Raw genomic sequence first — 23016 nt, 5'->3', positions numbered from 1 at the left:
CCAGGCGTTCTGATGGCGTACAAACTCCGCTCTCCCGCTTGCCCGACCCTTTCGCTCCACCCCTAGACTGAACCTCCAGCAGGTGGCTACACGCTCGAAAGGCGCCCCCGTGTCCATCGGCAACTCTCCCGAAGACGACCGGCCTTCCGTCGGTCGAGCCCTCCAGCAGGCCCGTGTCGGAGCAGGACTGACCGTTGAAGAGGTCAGTACGACCACGCGGGTGCGCATCCCGATCGTTCATGCGATCGAACAGGACGATTTCTCGCGCTGTGGCGGCGACGTCTACACGCGGGGACACATCCGGACGCTCGCCCGCGCCGTCGATCTCGATCCCGAACCGCTGATCACCCAGTTCGACGCCGAGCACGGCGGGCGTCCCGAGCCGACCGTTCCCGCACCGCTCTTCGAGGCCGAGCGGATCCGCTCCGAGCCGCGCCGACCCAACTGGACCGCCGCGATGGTCGCGGCGATCGTCGCCGTCATCGGATTCGTCGGCTTCACGCTGTTCAACGGCGGCGGCAAGGGCGCCGACGGCCCGGTCTCGGCCGATGGGACGGCGAACGCCGAGAAGAAGCCGGCGCCGGCGCCGAACACCACCAGGCCGACGGTCAAGCCCACGGTCCCCGCCCCGTCCGAGAGCGCGATCGCCGGGCTGCCCAAGGACAAGGTCACGATCAAGGTGACCGCCCGTGACGGCCAGAGCTGGGTCTCGGCCAAGGACGCCAACGGCAAGCTCCTCCAGGACGGCCTGCTCAAGAAGGGCGAGTCCAAGACCTTCACCGACAAGAAGCGGATCGATCTTGTGCTGGGCAATGCCGGCGCCGTACAGCTGTACGTCAACGGCAAGGAGGTCAAGCGGGTCGGCGACGAGGGTTCCGTGGAGCGGCTGAGCTACACCCCGGGAGACCCCCAGGCGGGCTGAGCGGGGCCGGAAGCCGCGTCCGCCGCCGGGCCCGGGGCGCCTGGGACCGGTGGTACAGACCTGCGCGCCAAGGCTGTCGGTGGGACGAAGTAGGCTGAGCCCTATGCCCGAACGCCGTACCGTCGCCCTTGTCACTCTTGGCTGCGCCCGTAACGAGGTGGACTCGGAGGAGCTCGCAGGCCGCTTGGCAGCGGACGGCTGGGAGCTCGTCGAGGAAGCCGCCGACGCGGATGTCGCCGTCGTCAACACCTGTGGATTCGTCGAGGCCGCAAAAAAGGACTCCGTCGACGCCCTGCTGGAAGCCAATGATCTCAAGGATCACGGCAAGACCCAGGCCGTCGTCGCCGTCGGCTGCATGGCCGAGCGCTACGGCAAGGAACTCGCCGAAGCGCTGCCCGAGGCCGACGGCGTGCTCGGCTTCGACGACTACAGCGATATCTCCGACCGCCTCCAGACCATTCTGAACGGCGGCATCCACGCCTCGCACACCCCGCGCGACCGCCGCAAGCTGTTGCCGATCAGCCCGGCCGAGCGCCAGGGTGCCGACCAGGTCGCGCTGCCCGGCCACGCCCAGGACACTCCCCCGGAGGACCTGCCGGAGGGCGTCGCGCCCGCTTCCGGGCCGCGGGCGCCGCTGCGCCGCAGACTCGGCAGCAGCCCGGTGGCCTCGGTGAAGCTGGCTTCCGGCTGCGACCGGCGCTGCTCGTTCTGCGCGATCCCGTCCTTCCGCGGTTCGTTCATCTCCCGCCGCCCCTCGGATGTGCTCGGCGAGACCCGCTGGCTGGCCGAGCAGGGCGTCAAGGAGGTCATGCTGGTCTCCGAGAACAACACCTCCTACGGCAAGGACCTCGGCGACATCCGCCTGCTGGAGACGCTGCTGCCGGAGCTGGCGGCCGTCGACGGCATGGAGCGGATCCGGGTCAGCTATCTGCAGCCCGCCGAGATGCGGCCGGGCCTGATCGACGTCCTGACCGGTACGGACAAGGTCGCGCCGTACTTCGATCTGTCCTTCCAGCACTCGGCGCCGGGCGTGCTGCGTTCCATGCGGCGCTTCGGCGGCACCGACAGCTTCCTGGAGCTGCTGGAGACGATCCGTACGAAGGCGCCGCAGGCCGGTGCCCGCTCCAACTTCATCGTCGGCTTCCCGGGCGAGACCGAGAGCGACCTGGCCGAGCTGGAGCGCTTCCTCACCGAGGCGCGCCTGGATGCGATCGGCGTCTTCGGTTACTCCGACGAGGACGGCACCGAGGCCGCCTCCTACGAGAACAAGGTCGATCCCGAGGTGGTCGCCGAGCGGCTGGCGCGGGTGTCCTGGCTGGCCGAGGAGCTGACCTCGCAGCGCGCGGAGGAGCGGGTCGGCGAGACGCTGCGGGTGCTGGTGGACCGGATCGACGAGGAGGACGGCGTCGTCGGGCGGGCCGCGCACCAGGCGCCGGAGACCGACGGCTGCACGATCCTGACGAACGGCCTGGACGGCGGGGACCTCGTTCCCGGTCGTATGGTCGAAGCGAAGGTTGTTGCGAGCGAGGGCGTCGATCTCGTGGCCGAGGTGCTGTCGGTGGACGGCACCGCGTGTACCGAGGAGGCGGGGAGATGAGCGGAGTCCCGGCTTCCGCCGCCGGCGGGCCGCGCACGGCGCCGGCCGTCGGGCAGGCCGGGCTGTGGAACATCGCCAACGTCCTGACGATGCTGCGGCTGCTGCTGGTCCCGGCGTTCGTGCTGCTGCTGATGCACGGCGGCGGCCACGATCCGGCCTGGCGCGCGTTCGCCTGGGCGGCCTTCGCCATCGCCATGATCACCGATGTCTTCGACGGGCATCTGGCGCGCACGTACAACCTGGTCACGGACTTCGGCAAGATCGCCGACCCGATCGCGGACAAGGCGATCATGGGCGCGGCGCTGATCTGCCTGTCGGTGCTGGGGGATCTGCCCTGGTGGGTGACGGGCCTGATCCTCTTCCGGGAGCTCGGCATCACGCTGATGCGGTTCTGGGTGATCAAGCACGGTGTGATTCCGGCCAGTCGTGGCGGCAAGATCAAGACGCTTGCCCAGGGCACCGCGGTCGGGATGTACGTCCTGGTGCTGACCGGGCCGCTGGCCACCTTCCGCTGGTGGGTGATGGCGGTGGCCGTCGTGCTGACGGTGGCCACCGGCCTCGACTACGTCCGCCAGGCCGTCATGCTGCGCCGGGCCGGGCTGGCCAGGGAGCGCGCCGAGCGGGCCGAGCGGGAAGCCGCACGGTGACCGGGCCGGGTTCTGCGGCGGCCGGGGCGCTGGAGGCGCTTGCCGGGCGCGGGCAGCGCCTGGCGGTGGCCGAATCGCTGAGCGGCGGCCTGGTGGCGGCCGAGCTGACCGCCGTTCCCGGGGCCTCGCGGGTGGTGCGGGGCGGGGTGACGGCGTATGCGACCGAGGTCAAGCGGGATGTGCTGGGTGTGGACGGTGCGCTGCTGGCCGCGCGCGGGGCCGTCGACGCCGAGGTCGCCCGGCAGATGGCGAGCGGTGCCCGGCGGGTGCTCGGCGCCGACTGGGCCGTCGCGACCACCGGTGTGGCCGGGCCCGAACCGCAGGACGGACAGCCCGTGGGCACCGTCTTCATCGCGGTCGTGGGGCCGGACGGTGCCGGCGAGGTGCGCCGGCTGGCGCTGGACGGGGATCGCGACCGGATCCGCCGGGACACCGTCGATGCCGCGCTCGCACTGTTGTTGAGCGAACTGACAGAAAAATGTGCGGCACAGGATACGGAACAACACGGGGGGAATGGATGTTTGCAGCCCTGAGTGAACACGAACTCGCGCCCGGCACGGCCAGGGCCCAAGGCGGTACGGTGGGGCGAGAAGGATCCGGATCCGAGGTCCGAGGAGGGAGCCAGCGATGATTCTGCTTCGTCGCCTGCTGGGTGACGTGCTGCGCCGACAGCGTCAGCGCCAGGGCCGAACCCTGCGCGAGGTCTCTTCCTCCGCCCGGGTGTCGCTCGGCTATTTGTCCGAGGTGGAGCGAGGGCAGAAAGAGGCGTCCTCCGAGCTGCTCTCGGCGATCTGTGACGCGCTGGACGTGCGCATGTCAGAGCTCATGCGGGAGGTCAGCGATGAGCTGGCGCTCGCCGAGCTGGCAGCGTCCGCGGCCGCGAGCGACCCGGTACCGGCACCGGTGCGGCCGAAGCTCAATGCGGTGTCCGTCACGTCTCTGGCCGGTGTGCCGGAGGACCGTGTGACGATCAAGTCCCCGGCCGACGTCGTGGATGTCGTCGCGGCCTGACACTTCGTACATCCACAAAAGCCCCGGTCGGCAGCGGTCGACCGGGGCTTTGTGCTGCCCGCGCGGGCCCGGGGCGGAACCTCGGCCGGCCCTCTTGACCTGCCCCAAAAGGCTCGATCGTTTATACGATGGGCGAAACGGAGAAATGGGGTGAATCTCCGTCGGGCTACGTGGACAGGCGCCTGGCTACCCGGATGCGCAGAGAGCTACGTAGATCCGCGTAACGCCAAGATTCCGCGCGAACAGGAGTAGCTCGATGTCTGTGGTCAACAGTCCGCTGTCCGACGGCGACCGCGCCATTGTCGGGAACGCCTTGCAGGGAGCCCTCGTCGACCTGGTGGATCTCTCCCTGATCTCCAAGCAGGTGCACTGGAACGTCGTCGGCCCGCGCTTCCGCTCCGTGCATCTCCAGCTCGACGAGGTCGTGGACACCGCGCGCGCACACGCGGACACCGTTGCCGAGCGGGCTTCGGCGATCGGCGTGGCGCCGGACGGACGGGCCGCGACGGTCGCCAAGACCAGCGGGATCAGCGAGGTGCCGGACGGCTGGGTCAAGGACGGCGAGGTGATCCAGACGCTGGTGACGGGCCTGGCGGCGGTCATCGAGCGGATGCGCGAGCGCATCATCGACACCGCGGACCCCGACCCGGTCAGCCAGGACATCCTCATCGGCCTCACCGCCGACCTGGAGAAACATCACTGGATGTTCCAGGCGGAGTCCCAGTGACGTGGCGGGCGGCCTGACGGTGGGCTCCGGTGACCGGCCGCGCGGCCCGCTGTGGGGTGCCCCGCCCGCGATCGGGCGTGGCATATCCCACCGCGCCCCGCGTGCGCCCCGGTGCGCTCTCCCGTACGGCTGCGGACCCGTCTAGCGTCGGCCGAGGGAGGCAAGCCATGGCGCGGCATGACATCCGGGCCCGCGGACCGCGTGGACGGCCGGCGGGTCGCCCCCGGGCCGTCCGGCGCCCCCGGGTCGTACCCGGCCGCTGGATAGCCGGGGCCCTCATCGGGGCCTTGTGGTGGTGGGCCGCGCTCCGGCTGACGCTGGAGCCGCGGGCGGCGGGGACGGTCGAGGGGGCGGTGGTACTGGGGGGCTGGGGGCTGAGCCTGTTGCCCGTGCACTGCGTGCCCTGGGTGGGCCGCGGGAAGGGCGTGGCGGGGCGTGGGGCCTCGCTGAGGGGGATCCGGACGGCGGTCACCAGGGCATGGCGACGCCGCCGTTCGGGCGGACGATCTGGCCGGTGGTGAAGGACGAGGCGTCCGAGGCCAGGTGCAGCACGGCGTGTGCGATGTCTTCGGGCTCGCCCACCCGCCCCAGGGGGGACATCCGGATCATCGGCCCCTCCGCCTGCTGCTGGGCCTCGGCGCTGTGGCGGTCGGTCATCGCCGTACGGATCCAGCCGGGGGCGACGGCGTTGACGCGGATTCCGTACCGGCCGACCTCCGTGGCCAGCGTCTTGGTGAGCTGGACGACGGCGGCCTTGGCCGCGCCGTAGCAGAGCAGACCGGGCGCGCCGGTGTCGATGGCGCCGGAGGCCATGGTCACGATGCTGCCCCGGGTGCCGGTGTCGATCATGACGCGGGCGGCTTCCTGGCAGCCGTGCAGCACGCCCTTGAAGTTGGTGTTCCAGACCCGGTCCAGGTCCGCGTCGGTGGTCTCCAGGACGGGGGAGGAATGCATGATCCCGGCGATGGCGGCCAGCACATCCAGGCGGCCGGTGGTGCGCCGGGCCGCCTCGACGGCGGCGGCCATCTGGTCGTGCCGGGTGACGTCGACGGTGTGCGGGTGCGCGGCGCCACCCGATGCGGTGATGGCGTCGGCGGTCGCCGCGGCTCCTCGGCCGTCGAGATCCGCGCAGTGCACGGTGGCGCCCGCCTCGGCGAGGAGGGTGGCGGTGGCGCGGCCGATCCCGCTTGCCGCGCCGGTGACGAGCGCGGTGCGGCCGGTGAGGTCGTACGCCGTGAGGGCCATGGGGTGAGGGTAGGGAGCGATCTGACGGGGCGTCAATTGGCGTGCGGGAGAAGCCTCGGCGGCCGGTTGGCCGCTACGGGGCCGGCTGGCAGGCCGGGCACCAGTAGGTGATGCGCTCCTCGGTGGCGGGGCCCTGGTCGGCGGTGCGCACGGGGGTGCCGCAGCGCGGGCAGGGGCGTCCGGCGCGGCCGTAGACCCACAGGCGGCGGTCGGGGCGGGCTCCTCCGCTGCCCTCGAACGGGCGTGGGCGGTAGCCCGACGGGGTCGTGGTGCGTACGGGGCGGCGCTTGTTGGCTTCGAGGAGCTTCCGGGCGAGCGCCGGGGCGCGCTCCGGGTCGGGCAGCCGCCCTACGGGGAGCCAGGGGGAGGCGCCCAGCAAGAAGCACACTTCGGACTTGTAGACATTGCCGATACCGGCCAGATTCCGCTGGTCCAGCAGTGCCTCGCCCAGCGGGCGTCCGGGGTCGGCGAGCAGCCGGCGCAGGGCCTCGGCCGGGTCCCAGTCCGGGCCGAGGAGGTCGGGGCCGAGGTGGCCGACGACCCGGGGCTCGTCGGCGGTGCGCAGCAGATCGAGGACCGGTAGGCGGTAGCCGACGGCGGTGTGCCCGGCGGTGCCCAGGATCGCCCGGATCTGGTGGGCGGGGCCGCCGCGCCAGCGCTCGGCCGGGGCGTAGATCTTCCAGGCGCCGTCCATCCGCAGATGGGAGTGGAGGGTCAGGGAGCCCTCGATACGGGTGAGGAGATGCTTGCCGCGGGGGACCACCTCCAGCACGCTCCGGCCGGTCAGATCCACCGTGGCGAGGCGGGGGACGCGCAGATCGCAGCGGGTCAGCGGGGCGCCGGCGAGCGCTTCGTCGAGACGCTCGGCCAGACGCCAGACGGTGTCGCCTTCGGGCATGGAACCATCATGCCGGGCGGCGCCGGGCGGCGCCGGGCGGCGCCGGGGCCGGGGATCGGCGGGGGCGCCCACGGCCCGGCGCGGCGCCCCGTCACCCCCGTAGCCGGAATCCGCGCGGCGTCGGGTGGAAGCCGGCGGACTCGAGGACGGGAGCGAAGGGGGAGGTGAGGGCGGCGGTGCCGTTGATGCGTTCGGTGGTGAGGGTGCCGAGGGCGCCGGCGCGGGCGGCCTCGCACAGCGCCGCCACGGCGGGCCGGACGCGGGCGTCGGTGCCGTGCTCGGTGGCGTCCCGGCCGAGCGGCCAGACCAGCAGGGTCTTGCCGCCGCGCTCCATGTAGAGCGCCAGCTCGCCGTCGACGAGGACGACCAGGGAGCCCGCCTTGCGTCCCGGATTGTGGGTCGAGCCCTCGGGGGGATCGGGCCAGGGCAGGGCGGCGCCGTAGGCGTTGGCCGGGTCGGCGGCCGCCAGGAGGACCGCGCGCCGCGGGCCGTCCCCGCGGGACCGGGCGGGGTCGTCGTCGAGCGGGCCGTCGTCGGCGGTGCGCTCCCGTCGGGTGTTGACCGCGCGCAGCCGGTCGACCGCGCCGTCCATCGCGAACTGGGCGGCGCCCAGCCCCTCGACGACATAGCCGCGGCGAGCCTGCCCGGACTCCTCGAAGGCGGCCAGCACACGGTACGCCGCGGAGAATCCGCCCTCGACGCCCTCGGCGGCGACCGCGCCGCGGGTGACGATGCCGTGCCGGTCCAGGAGCGTGCGGGCCAGGGCGTGCGCGCGATGGGTGGCGTCCCGCTCCGGGGCGGGGAGCAGGGACCAGCGGCCGCCGACCGTCGGGGGGCCGTTGCGGGAGGCGGTGGGGCGGCCTGTGGCGCCGGTCAGCGACCCGTATCGGCCGCGGGGCACCGACCGCCGTGCCCGGTGGGCGGTGGAGCCGGCCGTACGGCCCGAGCCCAGGAGGGCGCGCAGCGGGGCCAGGGTGTCGTTGGTGAGCCGCCCCGACCAGGCCAGGTCCCACACGGCGTCGGCGAGCTGGGGGTCGGGGACGTCGGGGTGGGTGGTGGCCCGGACCTGGTCGGCGATCTGGCGAAAGAACAGGCCGTAACCGGGGGCGAGGGCGGCCAGGACGGATTCGTGCAGCGCGGTCAGCTCGAGGGGGAGCGGGGGCTGGAGCAGCAGGGGCGCGGTGTCGGCGAGATGGAGGGAGAGCCAGCCGTCCTTGCCGGGCAGCGCGCCCGCGCCGGCCCACACCACCTCGCCGGTGGCGGTGAGTTCGTCCAGGAGGGCGGGGGTGTACTCGCCGACGCGGGACGGCAGGACGAGCTTTTCCAGGGCGGAGGCGGGGACCGGGGCGCCCTGGAGCTGCTCGACGGCGCGGACCAGGCCGTCGATGCCGCGCAGGCCGTACGACGAGCCGCCGCGCGGGCCCGCCGCCGGGCCGCTGACGTGCTGCCACTGGGGGAGGAAGGCGGCGAGGGCGGCGGGCGGCACCGGCTCCAGCTCCTCGCGCAGCGCGGCGAGCGAACGGCGGCGCAGCCTGCGCAGCACCTGGGCGTCGCACCATTCCTGGCCGATGCCGGCGGGGTGGAACTCTCCCTGGACGACGCGGCCGGCGGCGGCCAGGCGGTGCAGGGCGCCGTCGGTCACGGCCGTACCGAGGCCGAAGCGGGCGGCGGCCCGGTCGGAGGTGAACGGGCCGTGCGTGCGGGCGTACCGGGAGAGGAGGTCGCCGAGCGGGTCCTTGACCGGTTCGGTGAACGACTCCGGGACGCCGACCGGCAGCGCCGTGCCCAGCGCGTCCCGCAGCCGTCCGGCGTCCTCGACGGCCGCCCAGTGGTCGGCGCCGGCGATCCGCACCCGGATGGCGCGGCGGGCGGCGGCCAGCTCCCCGGCCCACGACGGCTCCGCGCCCCGCTCGGCCAGCTCGGCGTCGGTCAGCGGCCCGAGCAGCCGCAGCACATCGGCGACGCCCTCGGCGTCCTTGACCCGGCGGTCCTCCGTGCGCCACTGCAGCTCGCGCTCCAGCTCGGCCAGCACCTCGGCGTCCAGCAGCTCGCGCAGCTCGGCCTGGCCCAGCAGCTCGGCCAGCAGCCTCGAATCCAGGGACAGGGCGGCGGCGCGGCGCTCGGCGAGCGGGGAATCGCCCTCGTAGAGGAACTGGGCGACATAGCCGAACAGCAGCGAGCGGGCGAACGGGGACGGCTCGGGGGTGGTGACCTCCACCAGGCGGACCCGGCGGGCCTCGATGTCGCCCATCAGCTCCGTCAGGCCCGGTACGTCGAAGACGTCCTGGAGGCATTCGCGGACCGCCTCCAGCACGATGGGGAAGGAGCCGAACTCGCTCGCCACCTGGAGGAGTTGCGCGGCGCGCTGGCGCTGCTGCCACAGCGGGGTGCGCTTGCCGGGGCTGCGGCGGGGCAGCAGCAGGGCGCGGGCGGCGCATTCGCGGAACCGGGAGGCGAACAGCGCGGAGCCGCCCACCTGGTCGGTGACGAGCTGGTCGACGTCGCCGTGGTCGAAGACGACATCGGCGGCCCCGACCGGGGACTGCTCGGGGTCGTACTCCGTGCCCCGGGAGCCGAGGCCGGCGTCGGTGGCGGGATCGAAGGCGTCGCCGTCGAGGAGGTCGAGACCCATCAGATCCGCGTCCGGCAGCCGCAGCACGATGCCGTCGTCGGCGTGCATCACCTGGGCGTCCATGCCGTAGCGCTCGGCGAGGCGGGCGCCGAGGGCCAGCGCCCAGGGGGCGTGGACCTGCGCGCCGAAGGGGGAGTGGACGACCACCCGCCAGTCGCCGAGCTCGTCGCGGAACCGCTCGACCACGATCGTGCGGTCGTCCGGGACATGGCCGCAGGCCTGCTTCTGCTCGGCGAGATAGCCCAGGACGTTGTCGGTGGCCCAGGCGTCGAGACCGGCGGCCAAGAGGCGGGCGCGGGCGCCCTCGGGGGCCAGCGAGCCGAGCTCGCGCAGGAACGCGCCGAGCGCGCGGCCCAGCTCCAGGGGGCGGCCCAGCTGGTCGCCCTTCCAGAAGGGCAGCCGGCCCGGCACCCCGGGGGCGGGGGTGACCAGCACCCGGTCGCGGGTGATGTCCTCGATGCGCCAGGACGTCGTGCCGAGCGTGAAGACATCGCCGACCCGGGACTCGTAGACCATCTCCTCGTCCAGCTCGCCCACCCGGCGCCCGCCGCTTTTGCCGGATTCGGAGCCGGCCAGGAAGACGCCGAACAGCCCGCGGTCGGGGATCGTGCCACCGGAGGTGACGGCCAGCCGCTGCGCCCCGGGGCGGCCCGTGACCGTGCCCGCGATGCGGTCCCAGACGATGCGCGGCCGCAGCTCCGCGAAGGCGTCGGAGGGGTAGCGGCCGGCGAGCATGTCCAGCACGCCGGTGAACGCCGAATCGGGGAGGGCGGCGAACGGCGCGGCCCGCCGGACGACGGCCAGCAGCTCCTCGACGTCCCAGGAATCCAGCGCCGTCATCGCGACGATCTGCTGGGCCAGCACGTCCAGGGGATTGGCGGGCACCCGCAGCGCCTCGATGGCACCGGAACGCATCCGCTCGGTGACCACCGCGGCCTGCACCAGATCGCCGCGGTACTTGGGGAAGACGATGCCGCGGGACACGGCGCCGACCTGGTGGCCGGCCCGGCCCACCCGCTGCAGCCCGGAGGCGACCGACGGCGGCGACTCCACCTGGACGACCAGATCGACCGCACCCATGTCGATGCCCAACTCCAGGCTGGAGGTGGCGACCACGGCGGGCAGCCGGCCCGCCTTCAGGTCCTCCTCCACCTGGGCGCGTTGCTCCTTGGAGACCGAACCGTGGTGGGCACGGGCCAGCAGCGGCGGCGCCCCCTTCGCGGCCCCGGCCTCGGCCATCAGCTCGGCGGGGGAGTGGTGCTCCGGCAGCGGCTCCCCGTGGGCCCGCTCGTAGGCGATCTCGTTCAGGCGGTTGCACAGCCGCTCCGCCAGGCGGCGGGAGTTGGCGAAGACGATCGTGGAGCGGTGCGCCTGGACGAGATCGGCGATCTTCTCCTCGACCTGCGGCCAGATGGACGGCTTCTCGCCCGTATCGCCTTCCTGCACGGGAGAGCCGCCCAGTACCCCCATGTCCTCCACCGGGACGACCACCGAGAGGTCGAACCGCTTGCCGGACGGCGGCTGGACGATCTCCACCCGGCGCTGCGGCGACAGATAGCGGGCGACCTCCTCCACCGGGCGCACCGTCGCCGACAGCCCGATCCGGCGGGCCGGGCGCGCGCGCCCCTCGGAGCCCGCGCCGCGCAGTTCGTCCAGCCGCTCCAGGGAGAGCGCCAGATGCGCACCCCGCTTCGTCCCGGCGACGGCGTGCACCTCGTCCAGGATGACCGTCTCGACACCCGCCAGGGCTTCCCGGGCCGAGGACGTCAGCATCAGGAACAGCGACTCGGGGGTGGTGATGAGGATGTCCGGCGGGCGGTTGGCGATCGAGCGGCGCTCGGCGGGCGGGGTGTCGCCGGAGCGGATGCCGACCGTGATGTCCGGTTCGGGCAGCCCCAGCCGCACGGCCTCCTGGCGGATGCCCGTCAGCGGGCTGCGCAGATTGCGCTCGACATCGACGGCGAGGGCCTTCAGCGGCGAGACGTACAGCACCCGGCAGCGCTTCTTGGGCTCGGCGGGCGGGGGCGCGGACGCCAGCGCGTCCAGCGAGGCCAGGAACGCCGCGAGGGTCTTGCCGGATCCCGTGGGCGCCACCACCAGGACGTCCGAGCCCGCGCCGATCGCGCGCCATGCGCCCTCCTGCGCGGCGGTGGGCGCGCTGAACGCCCCACCGAACCAACTGCGGGTCGCGGGCGAGAACGCATCGAGCGCTGACTTGGCCATGTCCTCCATCGTGCACCGGGCCACTGACAATGCGGCCGCGAGGCCGTACGGAGCGGGCGCGCGGCCGCCGTCCACGGTCCGGACGCGCCCGCCGCGCGCCGCCCGCCGGGCGCAGAATGGAAGCATGATCACGGGGAGCGAGGACGGTGCGGGCGGCACCGCAGCCTGCGGCGGAAGCGGCCCGGACGTCGCGCCGCGGGCCCGCGGCGAATGGGCCCGCCACTGGAGCTACCCCGGGCTGCCCGGCCTCGACCTGCTGCGCGCCCGCTACGTCCGGCACTCCTTCCCGCGCCACGCCCACGACGGGTACGTCGTCTGCGCGGTCACCGACGGCATCGAGGAGGTCGGCTTCGCCCAGGGCCTGGTCCGCGCCGGACTCGGCGAGATCATCATGATCAACCCGGAGGTGGCGCACACCGCGCGGGCCGGTGCCCCCGAAGGCTGGGCCTACGCCACGCTCTACCCGTCGGCCGCCCTCGTCGCCGAGATCGCCGAGGAGACCACCACCTTGCGCGGCACCGCCGGATTCGCCGAGACCGTCAGCGAGGACCCGCACCTCGGCCGCATGATCACCGAGGTCCACCGGGCCGCCGAGGCCGGCAACGCCCTCGCCGCCGACACCCTCCTGCGCCTCGCCGTCGCCCGGCTGCTGCGCCGCTACGGAGGCCCGCTCCCGGCCCGCACTCCCCGTACGGCGGGCGCCCGCACCGCCGCCCGCGCCAAGGTCCTGCTCGGCGAGCGGATGGCCGACCCGCCCTCCCTGGAGAAGCTCGCGCAGGAGCTCGGGACCAGCCCGTTCGCGCTGCTGCGGGCCTTCAAGGGCGCGTACGGGATGCCACCGCACACCTGGCTCACCGACGCCCGGGTGCGCCGCGCCCGCAGTCTCCTGGAGGCGGGCAGCGCGCCCGCCGAGGCCGCCCTCGCCGTGGGGTTCACCGACCAGCCGCATCTGAACCGGCACTTCACCCGCATCGTCGGGGTGCCGCCCGGCGCCTACCGGCGGGAGCGCGCGGCGCAGGCCGGGGGCGCAAGAACGTACAAGACTGCCGACGCCGCCGCCCCGTAGCGTCGAAGGCGTGCCAGAACAGACACAGATACCCGCTCCGGTGCGGCCCGCGCCCGACCGGCCCGCCGAACCGGACTCCGCCGTCATCCGGGACGCGCTGGGCGTCGGCATCGCCGTCGGCCTCTCCGGCTTCGCCTTCGGCGTGACCTCGGCCGGCGCCGGGCTCGACGTCCTGCAGACCTGCGCGCTCAGCCTCCTGGTGTTCACCGGGGCCTCACAGTTCGCCCTGGTGGGCGCGCTCGCCGCGGGCGGCAACCCGCTCACCGCGGCCGCCGGCGCGTTCTTCCTGGGCGCCCGCAACGCCTTCTACGGCCTGCGGCTGTCCGCCCTCCTGGGCTACCGGGCCGCCGTCAAACCGCTCGCCGCCCACTGGGTCATCGACGAGACCACCGCCGTCACCATGGCCCAGCCCGACCGGCGCAGCGCCCGCCTCGGCTTCACCGTCACCGGGCTGAGCCTGTACGTCCTGTGGAACCTCACCACCCTCGGCGGCGCCCTGGGCGCCGAAGCGCTCGGCGACACCGAGGCCTGGGGCCTGGACGCCGCCTCGCCCGCCGTCTTCCTGGCGCTGCTCGCCCCGATGCTCAAAACCACCGTCGAACGGGTCGCCGCGGGCCTCGCGGTGGTGCTGGCCCTGGTGACGCTGCCGGTGCTGCCCGCCGGCGTACCGGTGCTCCTGGCGGCGCTCGCCGCCCCCGCCGTCCTGTTCGTCCAGGGGCGACGCGAGCGCGCCACCGGGACCGCCGCCCCCCACGCCGACCCCCGGGAGGACCGGTCATGAACGTCTGGCTCGCGATCGGCGTCACCGCCGTCGGCTGCTACCTGGTCAAGTACCTCGGCCTGCTGGCGCCCGCCGGCATCCTGGAGCGCCCGCTCGTCAAGCGGCTGGCCGCGCTCCTTCCGGTGGCCCTGCTCGCCGCGCTCACCGCCCAGCAGACCTTCAGCGACGGCCAGCACCTGATGCTGGACGCCAAGGCCGCGGGGGTGGCCGCCGCGGCCGTCGCGCTCGTCCTGCGGGCGCCGTTCCTCCTGGTCGTCGGCGTCGCGGTGGCCGTCGCCGCCGGGGTGCGGGCCCTGGGCGGGTGACCGTCCCCCGGAGGAGCGGCGAGGGGTCCGCCCCGTTCAGCCGACCGGCCGCCCGTAGGCCCGCAGGGTCAGCAGCGCCTCCAGGGTCACCATCGGGCGGCACTCCAGTGCCGTCCCCGGTGCCCACACCCGCCAGTTGACCGGCCAGCCGCCGTCCTCCCCCTGGAGCGAGGCGAGGTGGTCCAGCGCCCGGTCCATCTCCGCGTCGCTGAACCACTGGCGGGCCAGCGAGTCGGGCGCCGCCGCGAAGTCGTACGCCAGGTGGTGCTCCCCGGGGGCGTACCCCGGGGACACCGGGACCTCCGCCGCCCGCTCCGGGGCCAGCAGCACCAGCCCCCGGTCCCGTACGAGCTTGCCCAGCCGTCGCGCCGCGGCGGCCGCCCGGGGGCGGTCCGGGGCGCCGTCCAGGAAGGCCACCGCCGCCTCGACCTCGTACGGATGGGTCTCCTCCAGGGACTCCACCGTCGCCCAGCAGTAGTCCGTGGCCCGGAACAGCCAGGCGTGCCACACCTCGTTGCGGTGGAGTACGCCCACCACCGGGCCGGTGGACAACAGGGCGCTCGGCGGATCGTCGACCACCGGGATCCAGGGCGCCGCCGGATACCCGCGCAGTGACGGGTGCAGCGCGGGCAGCGCCCCCTCCGGGGTGGAGATCCGCGTCAGATAGCGGCAGATCCGCTCCACCTGGCGGCCGTCGCAGCGCCCGATGCGGTGCAGGACCTTCAGGGCGTGTGCGGTGTGCAGCGGCTGACTGACCGGGCCGCGCAGATCGGGTTCCAGCGCGTGTCCGTAGCCGTCGTCGTCATTGCGGTACGCGGCGAGCGCGGTCTGCACCGCGTCCGCACCGCCGCCGAGGAAGTGGTACTCGAAGAGCCGCTGCTCCAGCACCCGGGCGGTCAGCCAGATGAAGCGCTCGGCGCGCGCCAGGGGAGTCGATGGCGGGCTCACATTTTCGGCCATGGCACGACCGTAGGGCCGAAACCGTCCGGTGACACCGGCTCGCGCCCGGCTCCCTCCCAGGGCGGGACAGCGCAGGGCGTGCGGTTGACGGTTTCCGGCCGTGGACGGCCGGCCCGCGGAACGGTACGCGGCCGGGGCGGGGCGAGCGGCGCGGGCCGGGACGTGCCGGCCCCGGCGTGCCGACCCTGGCCGTACGCTGCGTACATACACACACTTCATGGCCGACACCGGCACACGAGGCGCGCCGCCATGGATGCCTGCCGCCACGGGGAGGCGCGCTCCCCGGGAACCCCCGGCGGCGGTGCGGGAGGCAGGAACATGCAGTTCAGAGCGGGTGCGGAGCGGAACATATGCGGTTGACGATCTTCTGGCAGCGGATGGCGGACCACTTCGGTGCGGCGTACGCCGACTCCTTCGCGCGTGATCATGTGATGTCCGGCCTCGGCGGCCGGACCGTGCACGAGGCGCTGGATGCGGGGTGGAGCGCCAAGGAGGTGTGGCGGGTGGTCTGCGCGACGATGGACGTCCCGTACGACAAGCAGTGAGCCCGTCGGCAGCGCTCGGGGCGCTGCCGACGATCATGGCCGACGGATTTTCGGGGCAGGGCCGGGATTGTCGGAGCCGTACGCGACACTGGCTGGGTGTCCGCGACAGATGAGATCACCAGCAACGACGCTCCACGCCCCGACGACCGGCCCGAGGCGCGGATGCCGCGCTGGCTGCCGCGGGCCATGGTGCTCGCGCTCGCCCTGGTGGCCTGCTTCCAGCTCGCCACCTGGGGCTTCCACCAGCTGATCACGCTGCTGCTGAACATTCTGATCGCGTTCTTCCTCGCGCTGGCCGTCGAGCCGGCCGTCGACTGGATGGCGGCCCGCGGGGTACGCCGCGGGGTGGCCACCAGCGCGGTCTTCCTCGGCATCCTCGTCGCCGCGGCCGGGTTCTTCGCGCTGCTCGGCTCCATGCTCGCCGGCCAGATCGCCAAGATGGTGGAGGAGTTCCCGCAGTATCTGGACTCCGTCATCAGCTGGTCGAACAGCACCTTCCACACCCACCTCTCCCGGGTCGAGGTGCAGAACAATCTGCTCCGGTCCGACTGGCTGCAGAAGTACGTCCAGGACAGCGCCAACAACGTCCTCGCCGTCTCCGCGCAGGTGCTGGGCAGCCTGTTCAACCTCCTGTCGGTGGCGCTGTTCTCGTTCTACTTCGCCGCCGACGGCCCCCGGCTGCGCCGTGCGCTGTGCTCGGTCCTGCCGCCGCGACGGCAGGCGGAGGTGCTGCGCGCCTGGGAGATCGCGGTCGCCAAGACCGGTGGCTACCTCTACTCGCGCGGGCTGATGGCGCTGATCTCCGGTGTCGCGCACTACGTCCTGCTGGAGATCCTGGGCGTGCCCTACGCCCCCGCGCTGGGCATGTGGGTCGGTCTGGTCTCGCAGTTCATACCGACCATCGGCACCTATCTGGCGGGCGCGCTGCCCATCTTGATCGCGTTCACGGTCGACCCCTGGTACGCGGTGTGGGTGTTCGGCTTCGTCGTGATCTACCAGCAGTTCGAGAACTACCTCCTCCAGCCCCGGATCACCGCCAAGACCGTGGACATCCACCCGGCCGTCGCCTTCGGCTCGGTCGTTGCGGGCACGGCCCTGATGGGCGCGGTCGGTGCCCTGATCGCGATCCCGGCAACCGCCACGCTGCAGGCGTTCCTGGGCGCCTACGTCAAGCGCTACGAGGTCACCGACGACCCCCGCGTCCACGGCAGGGGCCGCCGCATGCGCGGCGCCAGGGCCCTCGCCCGCGTCCGCCGGACGCTCCACGACGTACCGCCGCAGGCCCCGCTCGAGGACCGGGCCGCGAGCGCGGACGGCGGCGGCGCTCCGGGCGAGCGGGGTACGGCCGACGAGCGGGACGGGGCGGCCGAGGGCTGAGCCGTGGGGGGCGGGAGCCGAGTCATGGTGGGTGCGGGCGGGGCGCCACGGGGAGGCCGGCGCCCGGCGCGACGTCCCGCGGCACGCGCCGAACCGGTCCGTCCTGTGCCAACGAACGGTGAGCGTGTGCCGGCCGAGTTCGAGTGGCCTGGGGCGCTCGCTCCTGACGCGGCTTGCGCCGGGGCCGACAGGTTGGCTCGGACGGCATGACCCGCGCTTACGGGCTCTCCAGCCAATCGGTGTACCAGGCGCGAAAGCCGGTGCCCACCGGCACGAAACCGCCCCAGTCCGGATCGATCTGCCAGACCTCGCCGGTGCGCGGGCCGTTCAGGACCAGCCGGGTGAAGATGCCGCAACCCTGTTCGGCCAGCATGAGCGTGCCCCGGGTCAGCGCATCGGCAGGTGCGCCGATCCGGCCGGGCAGGGGAGCGGTGAGAGGGAACGGCGCGGCGAGCCGGCCCGGACGTCGGTCTTCCTGCCACTCGTCGTCCACGGCCCACTCCCCGCCGGCCTCCGGGCGGGGAACGGTCAACGGCATCAACCCGTAGCCGGGACCGGCGGGGCCGTTGCCCACCTCCGCGACGAAGGACCGGTACTCCCTCGGCAGATCGCTACCGTGGGATTCCTCGAACGCCCGGATCTCCGCCTCCGGGAGCCGAGGTGTCAGCTCGTACCGGTGCCCGTCCGCCCCGAAGCGCTCCCGCCCCGGGTCCAGTGCCGCCATCTCCCGTATCCGTGCGCGTACGCCGCCCACGTCCCAGCTGGTCATCCGGCGACCGTAGCAATGACATCCGCGCCCCGGTCCGCCGCACTTTCGCGCTCCACGGCTACCGGTGGCGGGCTTCGGTGGCGGGGCCTCTGACCAGGGCATTCGGACTTCGGTGGCACGGACTCGCGTCCATCAGGGTTCGGAGGCGCACCATCAAGGCTCGCCGGCACGGGACACGGTCCCTGCCGGCCGGGTGCGGCACGCTTGACACCAAAATCGAACATCCATTCTTATTGGGGTTCCGGCCTGTGTTCCGGGGCACTTTCCGCGGAGTTATCCACAGGCCGGAGCCGGGTCCGGGCGCATTGTCAGTGGCAGGCGTTAGCGTCATGGACGTGAAGCGATCGACTCAAGCAAATCGGGTGGAACCCATGGCAGGCACTGACCGCGAGAAGGCGCTGGACGCCGCGCTCGCACAGATTGAACGGCAATTCGGCAAGGGCGCCGTGATGCGCATGGGGGAGCGCTCGAAGGAACCCATCGAGGTCATCCCCACCGGATCCACCGCGCTCGACGTGGCGCTCGGTGTCGGCGGCCTCCCGCGCGGCCGCGTGATCGAGGTCTACGGTCCGGAGTCCTCCGGTAAGACGACCCTGACCCTGCACGCCGTCGCGAACGCCCAGCGGGCCGGTGGCGCCGTTGCGTTCATCGACGCCGAGCACGCGCTCGACCCGGAGTACGCCAAGAAGCTCGGCGTGGACACCGACGCCCTGATCCTGTCCCAGCCGGACAACGGCGAGCAGGCCCTGGAAATCGTGGACATGCTGGTGCGCTCCGGCGCGCTCGACCTCATCGTGATCGACTCCGTCGCCGCCCTGGTGCCGCGGGCCGAGATCGAGGGCGAGATGGGCGACTCCCACGTCGGCCTCCAGGCCCGGCTGATGAGCCAGGCCCTGCGCAAGATCACCAGCGCGCTGAACCAGTCCAAGACCACCGCGATCTTCATCAACCAGCTCCGCGAGAAGATCGGCGTGATGTTCGGCTCGCCGGAGACCACGACCGGTGGCCGCGCGCTGAAGTTCTACGCCTCGGTGCGCCTGGACATCCGCCGTATCGAGACCCTCAAGGACGGCACGGACGCGGTCGGCAACCGCACCCGCGTGAAGGTCGTCAAGAACAAGGTCTCCCCGCCCTTCAAGCAGGCGGAGTTCGACATCCTCTACGGCCAGGGCATCAGCCGCGAGGGCGGTCTGATCGACATGGGTGTGGAGCACGGCTTCATCCGCAAGTCCGGTGCTTGGTACACCTACGAGGGCGACCAGCTCGGCCAGGGCAAGGAGAACGCCCGTAACTTCCTCAAGGACAACCCGGATCTCGCCAATGAGATCGAGAAGAAGATCAAGGAGAAGCTCGGCATCGGCGTGAAGCCGCAGGACCCGGCGGCGGAGCCCGGCGCCGACGCCGCGGGCGCGGCGGCCGACGCACCGGCACCGGCATCGGCATCGGCTCCGGCATCCGCGACCAAGGCCGCCAAGGGGTCCAAGGCCGCCACGGCCAAGAGCTGATCCGTCGTGACACGGCGAACGGAATGGCCGAGCAGCGAGGACGCCACCGCCGGCGCTGCGGGCGACGCCGAGACCCGTCATGGCGGCACGGGCCGCACGGGCCGTAAGGGCCGTAAGGACAGCGGTGGTTCCGCCTCGTCGAGGGCCGAGGCGGGACCACCGCGCACGCCGGAGGAGCAGGCGCGGGCGATATGCCTGCGGCTGCTCACCGGGAGCCCGCGCACCCGCAAGCAGCTCGGGGACGCCCTGCGTCAGCGGGACATCCCCGAGGAGGTTGCGGAGGAGGTCCTCTCCCGCTTCGAGGACGTCGGGCTGATCGACGACGCGGCCTTCGCCGACGCCTGGGTGGAGTCCCGCCACCACGGCCGCGGCCTGGCGCGCCGCGCCCTGGCCCGCGAGCTGCGCACCAAGGGGGTGGACTCCGCCCTGATCGACGAGGCCGTCGGCCGCCTCGACTCCGAGCAGGAGGAGTCCACCGCCCGGGAGCTGGTCGACCGCAAACTCCGGGCGACCAGAGGCCTGGACCGCGACAAGCGCCTGCGCCGCCTGGCCGGGATGCTGGCCCGCAAGGGCTATCCGGAGGGCCTCGCCCTACGGGTGGTCCGCCGGGCCCTCGAAGAGGAGGGGGAGGACCCGGAGATGCTGGAGCGGCATCTGCCGGAGATATGAGGCGGGCCGGCGGGCCGGGGGCGAGCGGTCAGGCCGTGCGGGCAATCGGCAGCCCCGCCGCCCGCCACGCCTGGAAGCCGCCGACCAGGTCGGTCGCGTGGTGCAGGCCCAGTTGGCGCAGGGAGACCGCCGCGAGGCTGGACGCATAGCCCTCGTTGCAGATCACCACGACCGGCAGAGCGTGGTGGGTCGCCTCGGGGGCGCGATGGTCGCCGGTCGGATCGAGGCGCCATTCGAGCTCGTTGCGTTCCACGATCAGCGCGCCGGGAATGGTGCCGTCGCGGTCCCGCAGGGCCGCGTACCGGATGTCCACCAGCAGTCCGCCCGCCTCCTGGACCGTGGCGGCTTCCCGGGGATGCACCCGGCGCAGTTCGCCGCGGGCCCGCGCGAGCATGTCGTCGACGGCGCTCACTGCCACTCCTCCGGACGCTCGACCTCTTCGAGCCGCAGCACGGGTCCGTTGCGGCTGTAGCGCCGCATCAGCGGGAGCGGCGGGTAGTAGGCGTGGACCGAGACCGCGTGGGTGTCCTGGGACAGGTTGAGCACCTGGTGGACGTGGTGCGGGCCGAACGCCCGGCCGCGGCCGTCGCGGAGCGTGCGCCCGCGGTCCACGCCATCGGCGAGTTCCAGGGTTTTCCAGCCCTCGGTGGGGAGTTGGGCGGCGAGCGACTGTTCCGTCAGCTCGCCCGCGGCCGTCGCGAAGGCGCCCCGCGAGCCGCCGTGGTCGTGCCAGCCGGTGCCGGTGCCCGGTGGCCAGCCGATCAGCCAGGCCTCGCTGCCGCCCGGCCCGTCCAGCCGGATCCAGGTGCGGCCTTCGGGGTCGAGGGGGAGGGAGGCGATGAGTCGGGCGTCCGCGGCGGTGCGGCGGACGAAGTCGAGGAGCTCCGCGGCGCTGGGGCCACGGTCAGAGCCACGGTCGTGGTCTGCGCCGTCGCCGCTGGTGTACGGGCGCGCAGGGGCATGTACGTCGGGCACGAAAACCGTCCTGAGTGATCGCGAAGAGGCGCGGCCACCGGTACGGAGCGCGGGGCCGCGCGGGAAGGAGATGCGGATCAAACGGACGGACGACACATGCAGCCCGCGTAGCGGACCAGGTCCAGATGGACCCTCCGCCAGAATCGCGAGCCGTGATCAGTCACCTTCGGAGTGAAGCACGGGGGCTCCCACAGGGTCAACAGCCGGGTCACCGGCCGGGTCGGCCGCAGGACCGGTTCCCGCCTTTTCGCCCGCCCCGTCCCTGGAGCCACCGTCCCCGGAGCCCCCGTCCCCGAAGTCCCCGGGTCCGGACACCCCGCCGCCCCGTACCGCATCCGCGCACGCGGACAGCTCGGCCGGGCGGACGCCGGGCAGCGCCGTGACCAGGTGGCCGTCGGGCCGTACGACCATAACGGTGTGCGCGGCGGCGCCCGGATAGGCCTCGGTGACCAGGATCTCGGCGGCCATCGGCAGCGCCTCGACCGCGCTGGTCAGCTGCGGCATCAGACCCGCCGACTGCCAGTGCCGCCGGTCCCAGACGCCGGTGCCGGGCGCCACCAGCACCACCAGGAGGCCGTGCCCCAGGCGGTCCCGCAGTCGCACCACCGAACCGTCGCCGGCGGTCACCGGCACATCGCAGACCGGCGCCCCGGGCAGGGTGTCGACCGGCGCGGCATGCGCCTGCCCGGCGTCCGGCATGAGCGGGGAACGGGGGTAGGCGGGCGGCGCCCCCAGCGGGCCGCGGCCCAGATGACCGTCCGTCAGCAGCGCGCTCTGCCCGCGCGCCGCGCCCGGCAGCACGGTCCGCCAGCGCACCGCACCCCCGTCCCGCAGCAGCGGCAGCGCCTGGTCCGCGGCGCGCAGCCGGGCGGCCACCGCGCCGCGCCGCTCCGCCTGATAGCTGTCCAGCAGCGTCTCGGAGGCACCCTGGTGCCAGGCCAGGGCCAGCTTCCAGCCGAGGTTCTCGGCGTCCCGCAGCCCCTCGTCCAGCCCCTGGGTGCCGAGCGCGCCCAGCAGATGCGCGGCGTCCCCGGCGAGGAACGCGCGGCCCTGCCGCCAGGTCCGGGCCAGCCGGTGGTGGACGGTGTGCACGCCGGTGTCGAGGAGTGCGTACGGGGGGACCTCCCGGGCGGCGCCGCGCCCGCGCGGGTGCTCGGAGCCGCCGTCACCCGGTTCCGCCGCCCAGCCCGCCAGGGAGTCGCGGATCCGGGCCACCAGGGCGTCCGGGGTGACCAGGTCGCGGCCCGGCGGCAGCAGCCAGTCCAGCCGCCAGATGCCGTCGGGCAGCGGCCGGGCCGAGACCTCGCCGCCGCCGGGGCCGCCCTGCCGGGACGGCGAGCGGTGCAGCAGCCCCTCGCCGGGCCAGGGCAGCTCGGTGCGCAGCGCGGCGACGGCATGGCGTTCGACGGACGTACGGCCCGGGAAGCGGATCCCCAGCAGTTTGCGGACGGTCGAACGCGGTCCGTCGCAGCCGACCAGATAGCTCCCGCGCCACCATGTGCCGTCGGCGCCTCGGGTGCCTGCGCCGACGCCGTGCTCGTCCTGCTCCAGCTCGGCCAGCCGGCTGCCGGTGACGATCTGCGCGAGCGTCTCCTGGGCGAGCGCGGCGCGCAGGGCACGGGTGAGGGAGTGCTGGGGCAGATGCACCGGGGAGGCGAGGGCGGCGGGGGCCGCATCGTCCGGGATCCGGGGGGCGAAGGTGACCCGCTCGAGCAGCCGCCGGCGGCGCACCGTGCGCCAGGCCGTCCACCGGGTGCCCTCGCTCTCGAGGGTGTCGGCGCAGCCGAGGCGGCCGACGAAGGCCGCGGTGTCCTGGCGGAGCACGGCGGTGCGGGCGGGACGGGCGTCGTCCTGGCCGGCGGTCTCGTCCAGCACGACGCACGGCACGTCGCGCCGGGTCAGGGAGAGGGCGAGGCAGAGGCCGACCGGGCCGGCCCCGACGACGATCACCGGTTCCACGGGGTGGCTCCCTGGGCCTCGCGGTGCTGACGGGGGGCAGGGGAACTGGCGGTGGGAGCCCGGTGCGTGATCACACAGCGTATGCAACCCATTGCGAGGGCTCGCGTCAAGTGACGGGGGCGGGGGGCGCGCCCCCCCCCCCCCCCCCCCCCCCCCCCCCCCCCCCCCCCCCCCCGGGGGGGGGGGGGGGGGGCGGGCGCGGG

23 protein-coding genes are annotated in these 23016 nt (G+C 73.6%); 14 read left to right on the top strand and 9 right to left on the bottom strand.

Annotated features, from left to right (window positions below):
• Positions 1-109: 109 nt before the first annotated feature.
• The 7 genes from ACIGWZ_RS38780 to ACIGWZ_RS38750 all read left to right on the top strand — a co-directional run bounded on the left by ACIGWZ_RS38780 (position 110) and on the right by ACIGWZ_RS38750 (position 5425).
• A complete protein-coding gene (locus tag ACIGWZ_RS38780) occupies positions 110-922 on the top strand; it encodes a helix-turn-helix domain-containing protein (protein WP_400072644.1) in 813 nt (270 codons plus the stop codon).
• A gap of 103 nt (positions 923-1025) precedes the next feature.
• Entirely contained in the window at positions 1026-2519 is a 1494-nt protein-coding gene (gene rimO, locus ACIGWZ_RS38775; protein WP_400072642.1) for a 30S ribosomal protein S12 methylthiotransferase RimO, read from the top strand.
• Positions 2516-3166 (top strand): CDP-diacylglycerol--glycerol-3-phosphate 3-phosphatidyltransferase, encoded by a 651-nt coding sequence (gene pgsA / locus ACIGWZ_RS38770; RefSeq protein WP_400072641.1) that lies wholly within the window; start codon positions 2516-2518, stop codon positions 3164-3166. The genes rimO and pgsA overlap by 4 nt, the downstream gene beginning before the upstream one ends.
• Entirely contained in the window at positions 3163-3699 is a 537-nt protein-coding gene (locus ACIGWZ_RS38765; RefSeq protein WP_400072639.1) for a CinA family protein, read from the top strand. The genes pgsA and ACIGWZ_RS38765 overlap by 4 nt, the downstream gene beginning before the upstream one ends.
• A gap of 94 nt (positions 3700-3793) precedes the next feature.
• On the top strand, positions 3794-4177 hold the full coding sequence (locus ACIGWZ_RS38760) for a helix-turn-helix domain-containing protein (RefSeq protein WP_399150982.1): 384 nt from the start codon (positions 3794-3796) through the stop codon (positions 4175-4177).
• 256 nt (positions 4178-4433) lie between these two features.
• Complete coding sequence (locus ACIGWZ_RS38755) at positions 4434-4904, top strand: Dps family protein (RefSeq protein ID WP_400072637.1); 471 nt, start codon at positions 4434-4436, stop codon at positions 4902-4904.
• A gap of 167 nt (positions 4905-5071) precedes the next feature.
• A complete protein-coding gene (locus tag ACIGWZ_RS38750; protein WP_400072635.1) occupies positions 5072-5425 on the top strand; it encodes a hypothetical protein in 354 nt (117 codons plus the stop codon).
• On the opposite strand, the gene ACIGWZ_RS38745 is transcribed toward ACIGWZ_RS38750, so the two are convergent.
• The 3 genes from ACIGWZ_RS38745 to ACIGWZ_RS38735 form a co-directional block, all read right to left on the bottom strand.
• Positions 5373-6149 carry an SDR family NAD(P)-dependent oxidoreductase gene (locus ACIGWZ_RS38745; protein ID WP_400072633.1) on the bottom strand — a complete coding sequence of 259 codons (777 nt, stop codon included), beginning with the start codon at positions 6147-6149 and terminating at the stop codon, positions 5373-5375. The two genes, ACIGWZ_RS38750 and ACIGWZ_RS38745, sit on opposite strands and share 53 nt — an antisense overlap.
• Before the next feature lie 73 nt (positions 6150-6222).
• Positions 6223-7047: an Fpg/Nei family DNA glycosylase gene (locus ACIGWZ_RS38740; RefSeq protein ID WP_400072631.1), complete on the bottom strand. Its 825-nt coding sequence runs from the start codon at positions 7045-7047 to the stop codon at positions 6223-6225.
• A 91-nt stretch (positions 7048-7138) separates the two neighbouring features.
• Positions 7139-11902, bottom strand: a complete 4764-nt coding sequence (locus ACIGWZ_RS38735) for a DEAD/DEAH box helicase (RefSeq protein WP_400072629.1) — start codon at positions 11900-11902, stop codon at positions 7139-7141.
• A 124-nt stretch (positions 11903-12026) separates the two neighbouring features.
• Here ACIGWZ_RS38735 and ACIGWZ_RS38730 point away from each other — a divergent pair, with 124 nt between their 5' ends.
• Genes ACIGWZ_RS38730 through ACIGWZ_RS38720 form a run of 3 tightly spaced genes read left to right on the top strand, consistent with a single transcriptional unit; the run spans position 12027 to position 14054 of the window.
• A complete protein-coding gene (locus tag ACIGWZ_RS38730; RefSeq protein WP_400072627.1) occupies positions 12027-12968 on the top strand; it encodes an AraC family transcriptional regulator in 942 nt (313 codons plus the stop codon).
• Between the two features lie 10 nt (positions 12969-12978).
• Positions 12979-13749 carry an AzlC family ABC transporter permease gene (locus ACIGWZ_RS38725; protein ID WP_400072625.1) on the top strand — a complete coding sequence of 257 codons (771 nt, stop codon included), beginning with the start codon at positions 12979-12981 and terminating at the stop codon, positions 13747-13749.
• Positions 13746-14054 (top strand): AzlD domain-containing protein, encoded by a 309-nt coding sequence (locus ACIGWZ_RS38720; protein WP_400072624.1) that lies wholly within the window; start codon positions 13746-13748, stop codon positions 14052-14054. Before ACIGWZ_RS38725 ends, ACIGWZ_RS38720 begins: the two co-directional genes overlap by 4 nt.
• 36 nt (positions 14055-14090) lie before the next feature.
• Here the strand turns inward: ACIGWZ_RS38720 and ACIGWZ_RS38715 are convergent, their stop codons facing one another.
• The gene (locus ACIGWZ_RS38715) at positions 14091-15014 is read right to left on the bottom strand and encodes a hypothetical protein (RefSeq protein ID WP_400072622.1); all 924 of its coding nucleotides are present in this window, start codon (positions 15012-15014) and stop codon (positions 14091-14093) included.
• A 350-nt stretch (positions 15015-15364) separates the two neighbouring features.
• Between ACIGWZ_RS38715 and ACIGWZ_RS38710 the strand changes: the two genes are divergently transcribed.
• The gene (locus ACIGWZ_RS38710) at positions 15365-15559 is read left to right on the top strand and encodes a DUF3046 domain-containing protein (RefSeq protein ID WP_400072620.1); all 195 of its coding nucleotides are present in this window, start codon (positions 15365-15367) and stop codon (positions 15557-15559) included.
• Between the two features lie 96 nt (positions 15560-15655).
• Positions 15656-16936: an AI-2E family transporter gene (locus tag ACIGWZ_RS38705; RefSeq protein WP_400072618.1), complete on the top strand. Its 1281-nt coding sequence runs from the start codon at positions 15656-15658 to the stop codon at positions 16934-16936.
• A 217-nt stretch (positions 16937-17153) separates the two neighbouring features.
• On the opposite strand, the gene ACIGWZ_RS38700 is transcribed toward ACIGWZ_RS38705, so the two are convergent.
• Positions 17154-17705, bottom strand: a complete 552-nt coding sequence (locus ACIGWZ_RS38700; RefSeq protein ID WP_400072616.1) for an SMI1/KNR4 family protein — start codon at positions 17703-17705, stop codon at positions 17154-17156.
• A gap of 371 nt (positions 17706-18076) precedes the next feature.
• Between ACIGWZ_RS38700 and recA the strand changes: the two genes are divergently transcribed.
• On the top strand, positions 18077-19210 hold the full coding sequence (gene recA / locus ACIGWZ_RS38695; RefSeq protein WP_400072614.1) for a recombinase RecA: 1134 nt from the start codon (positions 18077-18079) through the stop codon (positions 19208-19210).
• A 6-nt stretch (positions 19211-19216) separates the two neighbouring features.
• On the top strand, positions 19217-19879 hold the full coding sequence (gene recX / locus ACIGWZ_RS38690) for a recombination regulator RecX (RefSeq protein ID WP_400072613.1): 663 nt from the start codon (positions 19217-19219) through the stop codon (positions 19877-19879).
• A gap of 28 nt (positions 19880-19907) precedes the next feature.
• Here recX and ACIGWZ_RS38685 read toward each other — a convergent pair whose 3' ends face one another.
• From ACIGWZ_RS38685 to ACIGWZ_RS38670, 4 genes are all read right to left on the bottom strand, one after another.
• A complete protein-coding gene (locus ACIGWZ_RS38685) occupies positions 19908-20273 on the bottom strand; it encodes a rhodanese-like domain-containing protein (protein ID WP_400072653.1) in 366 nt (121 codons plus the stop codon).
• A gap of 14 nt (positions 20274-20287) precedes the next feature.
• Positions 20288-20854 carry a cysteine dioxygenase gene (locus ACIGWZ_RS38680; RefSeq protein ID WP_400072611.1) on the bottom strand — a complete coding sequence of 189 codons (567 nt, stop codon included), beginning with the start codon at positions 20852-20854 and terminating at the stop codon, positions 20288-20290.
• A gap of 77 nt (positions 20855-20931) precedes the next feature.
• On the bottom strand, positions 20932-21018 hold the full coding sequence (locus ACIGWZ_RS38675) for a putative leader peptide (RefSeq protein WP_342671165.1): 87 nt from the start codon (positions 21016-21018) through the stop codon (positions 20932-20934).
• Positions 21011-22813: an FAD-dependent monooxygenase gene (locus tag ACIGWZ_RS38670; RefSeq protein ID WP_400072609.1), complete on the bottom strand. Its 1803-nt coding sequence runs from the start codon at positions 22811-22813 to the stop codon at positions 21011-21013. The genes ACIGWZ_RS38675 and ACIGWZ_RS38670 overlap by 8 nt, the downstream gene beginning before the upstream one ends.
• Between the last annotated feature and the right edge of the window lie 203 nt (positions 22814-23016).

The sequence above is a fragment of the Streptomyces sp. NPDC053427 genome (assembly GCF_044544985.1).
Classification (GTDB): domain Bacteria; phylum Actinomycetota; class Actinomycetes; order Streptomycetales; family Streptomycetaceae; genus Streptomyces.
This window is presented reverse-complemented; position numbering and strand designations above follow the sequence as displayed.

What these genes read in the sequence shown, in the direction of transcription:
- ACIGWZ_RS38715 (WP_400072622.1), bottom strand. Translation starts at nt 15,014, where the DNA reads ATGGCCGAAAATGTGAGCCCGCCATCGACTCCCCTGGCGCGCGCCGAG.
- recA (WP_400072614.1), top strand. Translation starts at nt 18,077, where the DNA reads ATGGCAGGCACTGACCGCGAGAAGGCGCTGGACGCCGCGCTCGCACAG.
- ACIGWZ_RS38755 (WP_400072637.1), top strand. Translation starts at nt 4,434, where the DNA reads ATGTCTGTGGTCAACAGTCCGCTGTCCGACGGCGACCGCGCCATTGTC.
- ACIGWZ_RS38730 (WP_400072627.1), top strand. Translation starts at nt 12,027, where the DNA reads ATGATCACGGGGAGCGAGGACGGTGCGGGCGGCACCGCAGCCTGCGGC.
- ACIGWZ_RS38745 (WP_400072633.1), bottom strand. Translation starts at nt 6,149, where the DNA reads ATGGCCCTCACGGCGTACGACCTCACCGGCCGCACCGCGCTCGTCACC.
- pgsA (WP_400072641.1), top strand. Translation starts at nt 2,516, where the DNA reads ATGAGCGGAGTCCCGGCTTCCGCCGCCGGCGGGCCGCGCACGGCGCCG.
- rimO (WP_400072642.1), top strand. Translation starts at nt 1,026, where the DNA reads ATGCCCGAACGCCGTACCGTCGCCCTTGTCACTCTTGGCTGCGCCCGT.
- ACIGWZ_RS38720 (WP_400072624.1), top strand. Translation starts at nt 13,746, where the DNA reads ATGAACGTCTGGCTCGCGATCGGCGTCACCGCCGTCGGCTGCTACCTG.
- ACIGWZ_RS38700 (WP_400072616.1), bottom strand. Translation starts at nt 17,705, where the DNA reads ATGACCAGCTGGGACGTGGGCGGCGTACGCGCACGGATACGGGAGATG.
- ACIGWZ_RS38760 (WP_399150982.1), top strand. Translation starts at nt 3,794, where the DNA reads ATGATTCTGCTTCGTCGCCTGCTGGGTGACGTGCTGCGCCGACAGCGT.
- ACIGWZ_RS38735 (WP_400072629.1), bottom strand. Translation starts at nt 11,902, where the DNA reads ATGGCCAAGTCAGCGCTCGATGCGTTCTCGCCCGCGACCCGCAGTTGG.
- ACIGWZ_RS38710 (WP_400072620.1), top strand. Translation starts at nt 15,365, where the DNA reads ATGCGGTTGACGATCTTCTGGCAGCGGATGGCGGACCACTTCGGTGCG.
- ACIGWZ_RS38685 (WP_400072653.1), bottom strand. Translation starts at nt 20,273, where the DNA reads ATGCTCGCGCGGGCCCGCGGCGAACTGCGCCGGGTGCATCCCCGGGAA.
- ACIGWZ_RS38750 (WP_400072635.1), top strand. Translation starts at nt 5,072, where the DNA reads ATGGCGCGGCATGACATCCGGGCCCGCGGACCGCGTGGACGGCCGGCG.
- ACIGWZ_RS38740 (WP_400072631.1), bottom strand. Translation starts at nt 7,047, where the DNA reads ATGCCCGAAGGCGACACCGTCTGGCGTCTGGCCGAGCGTCTCGACGAA.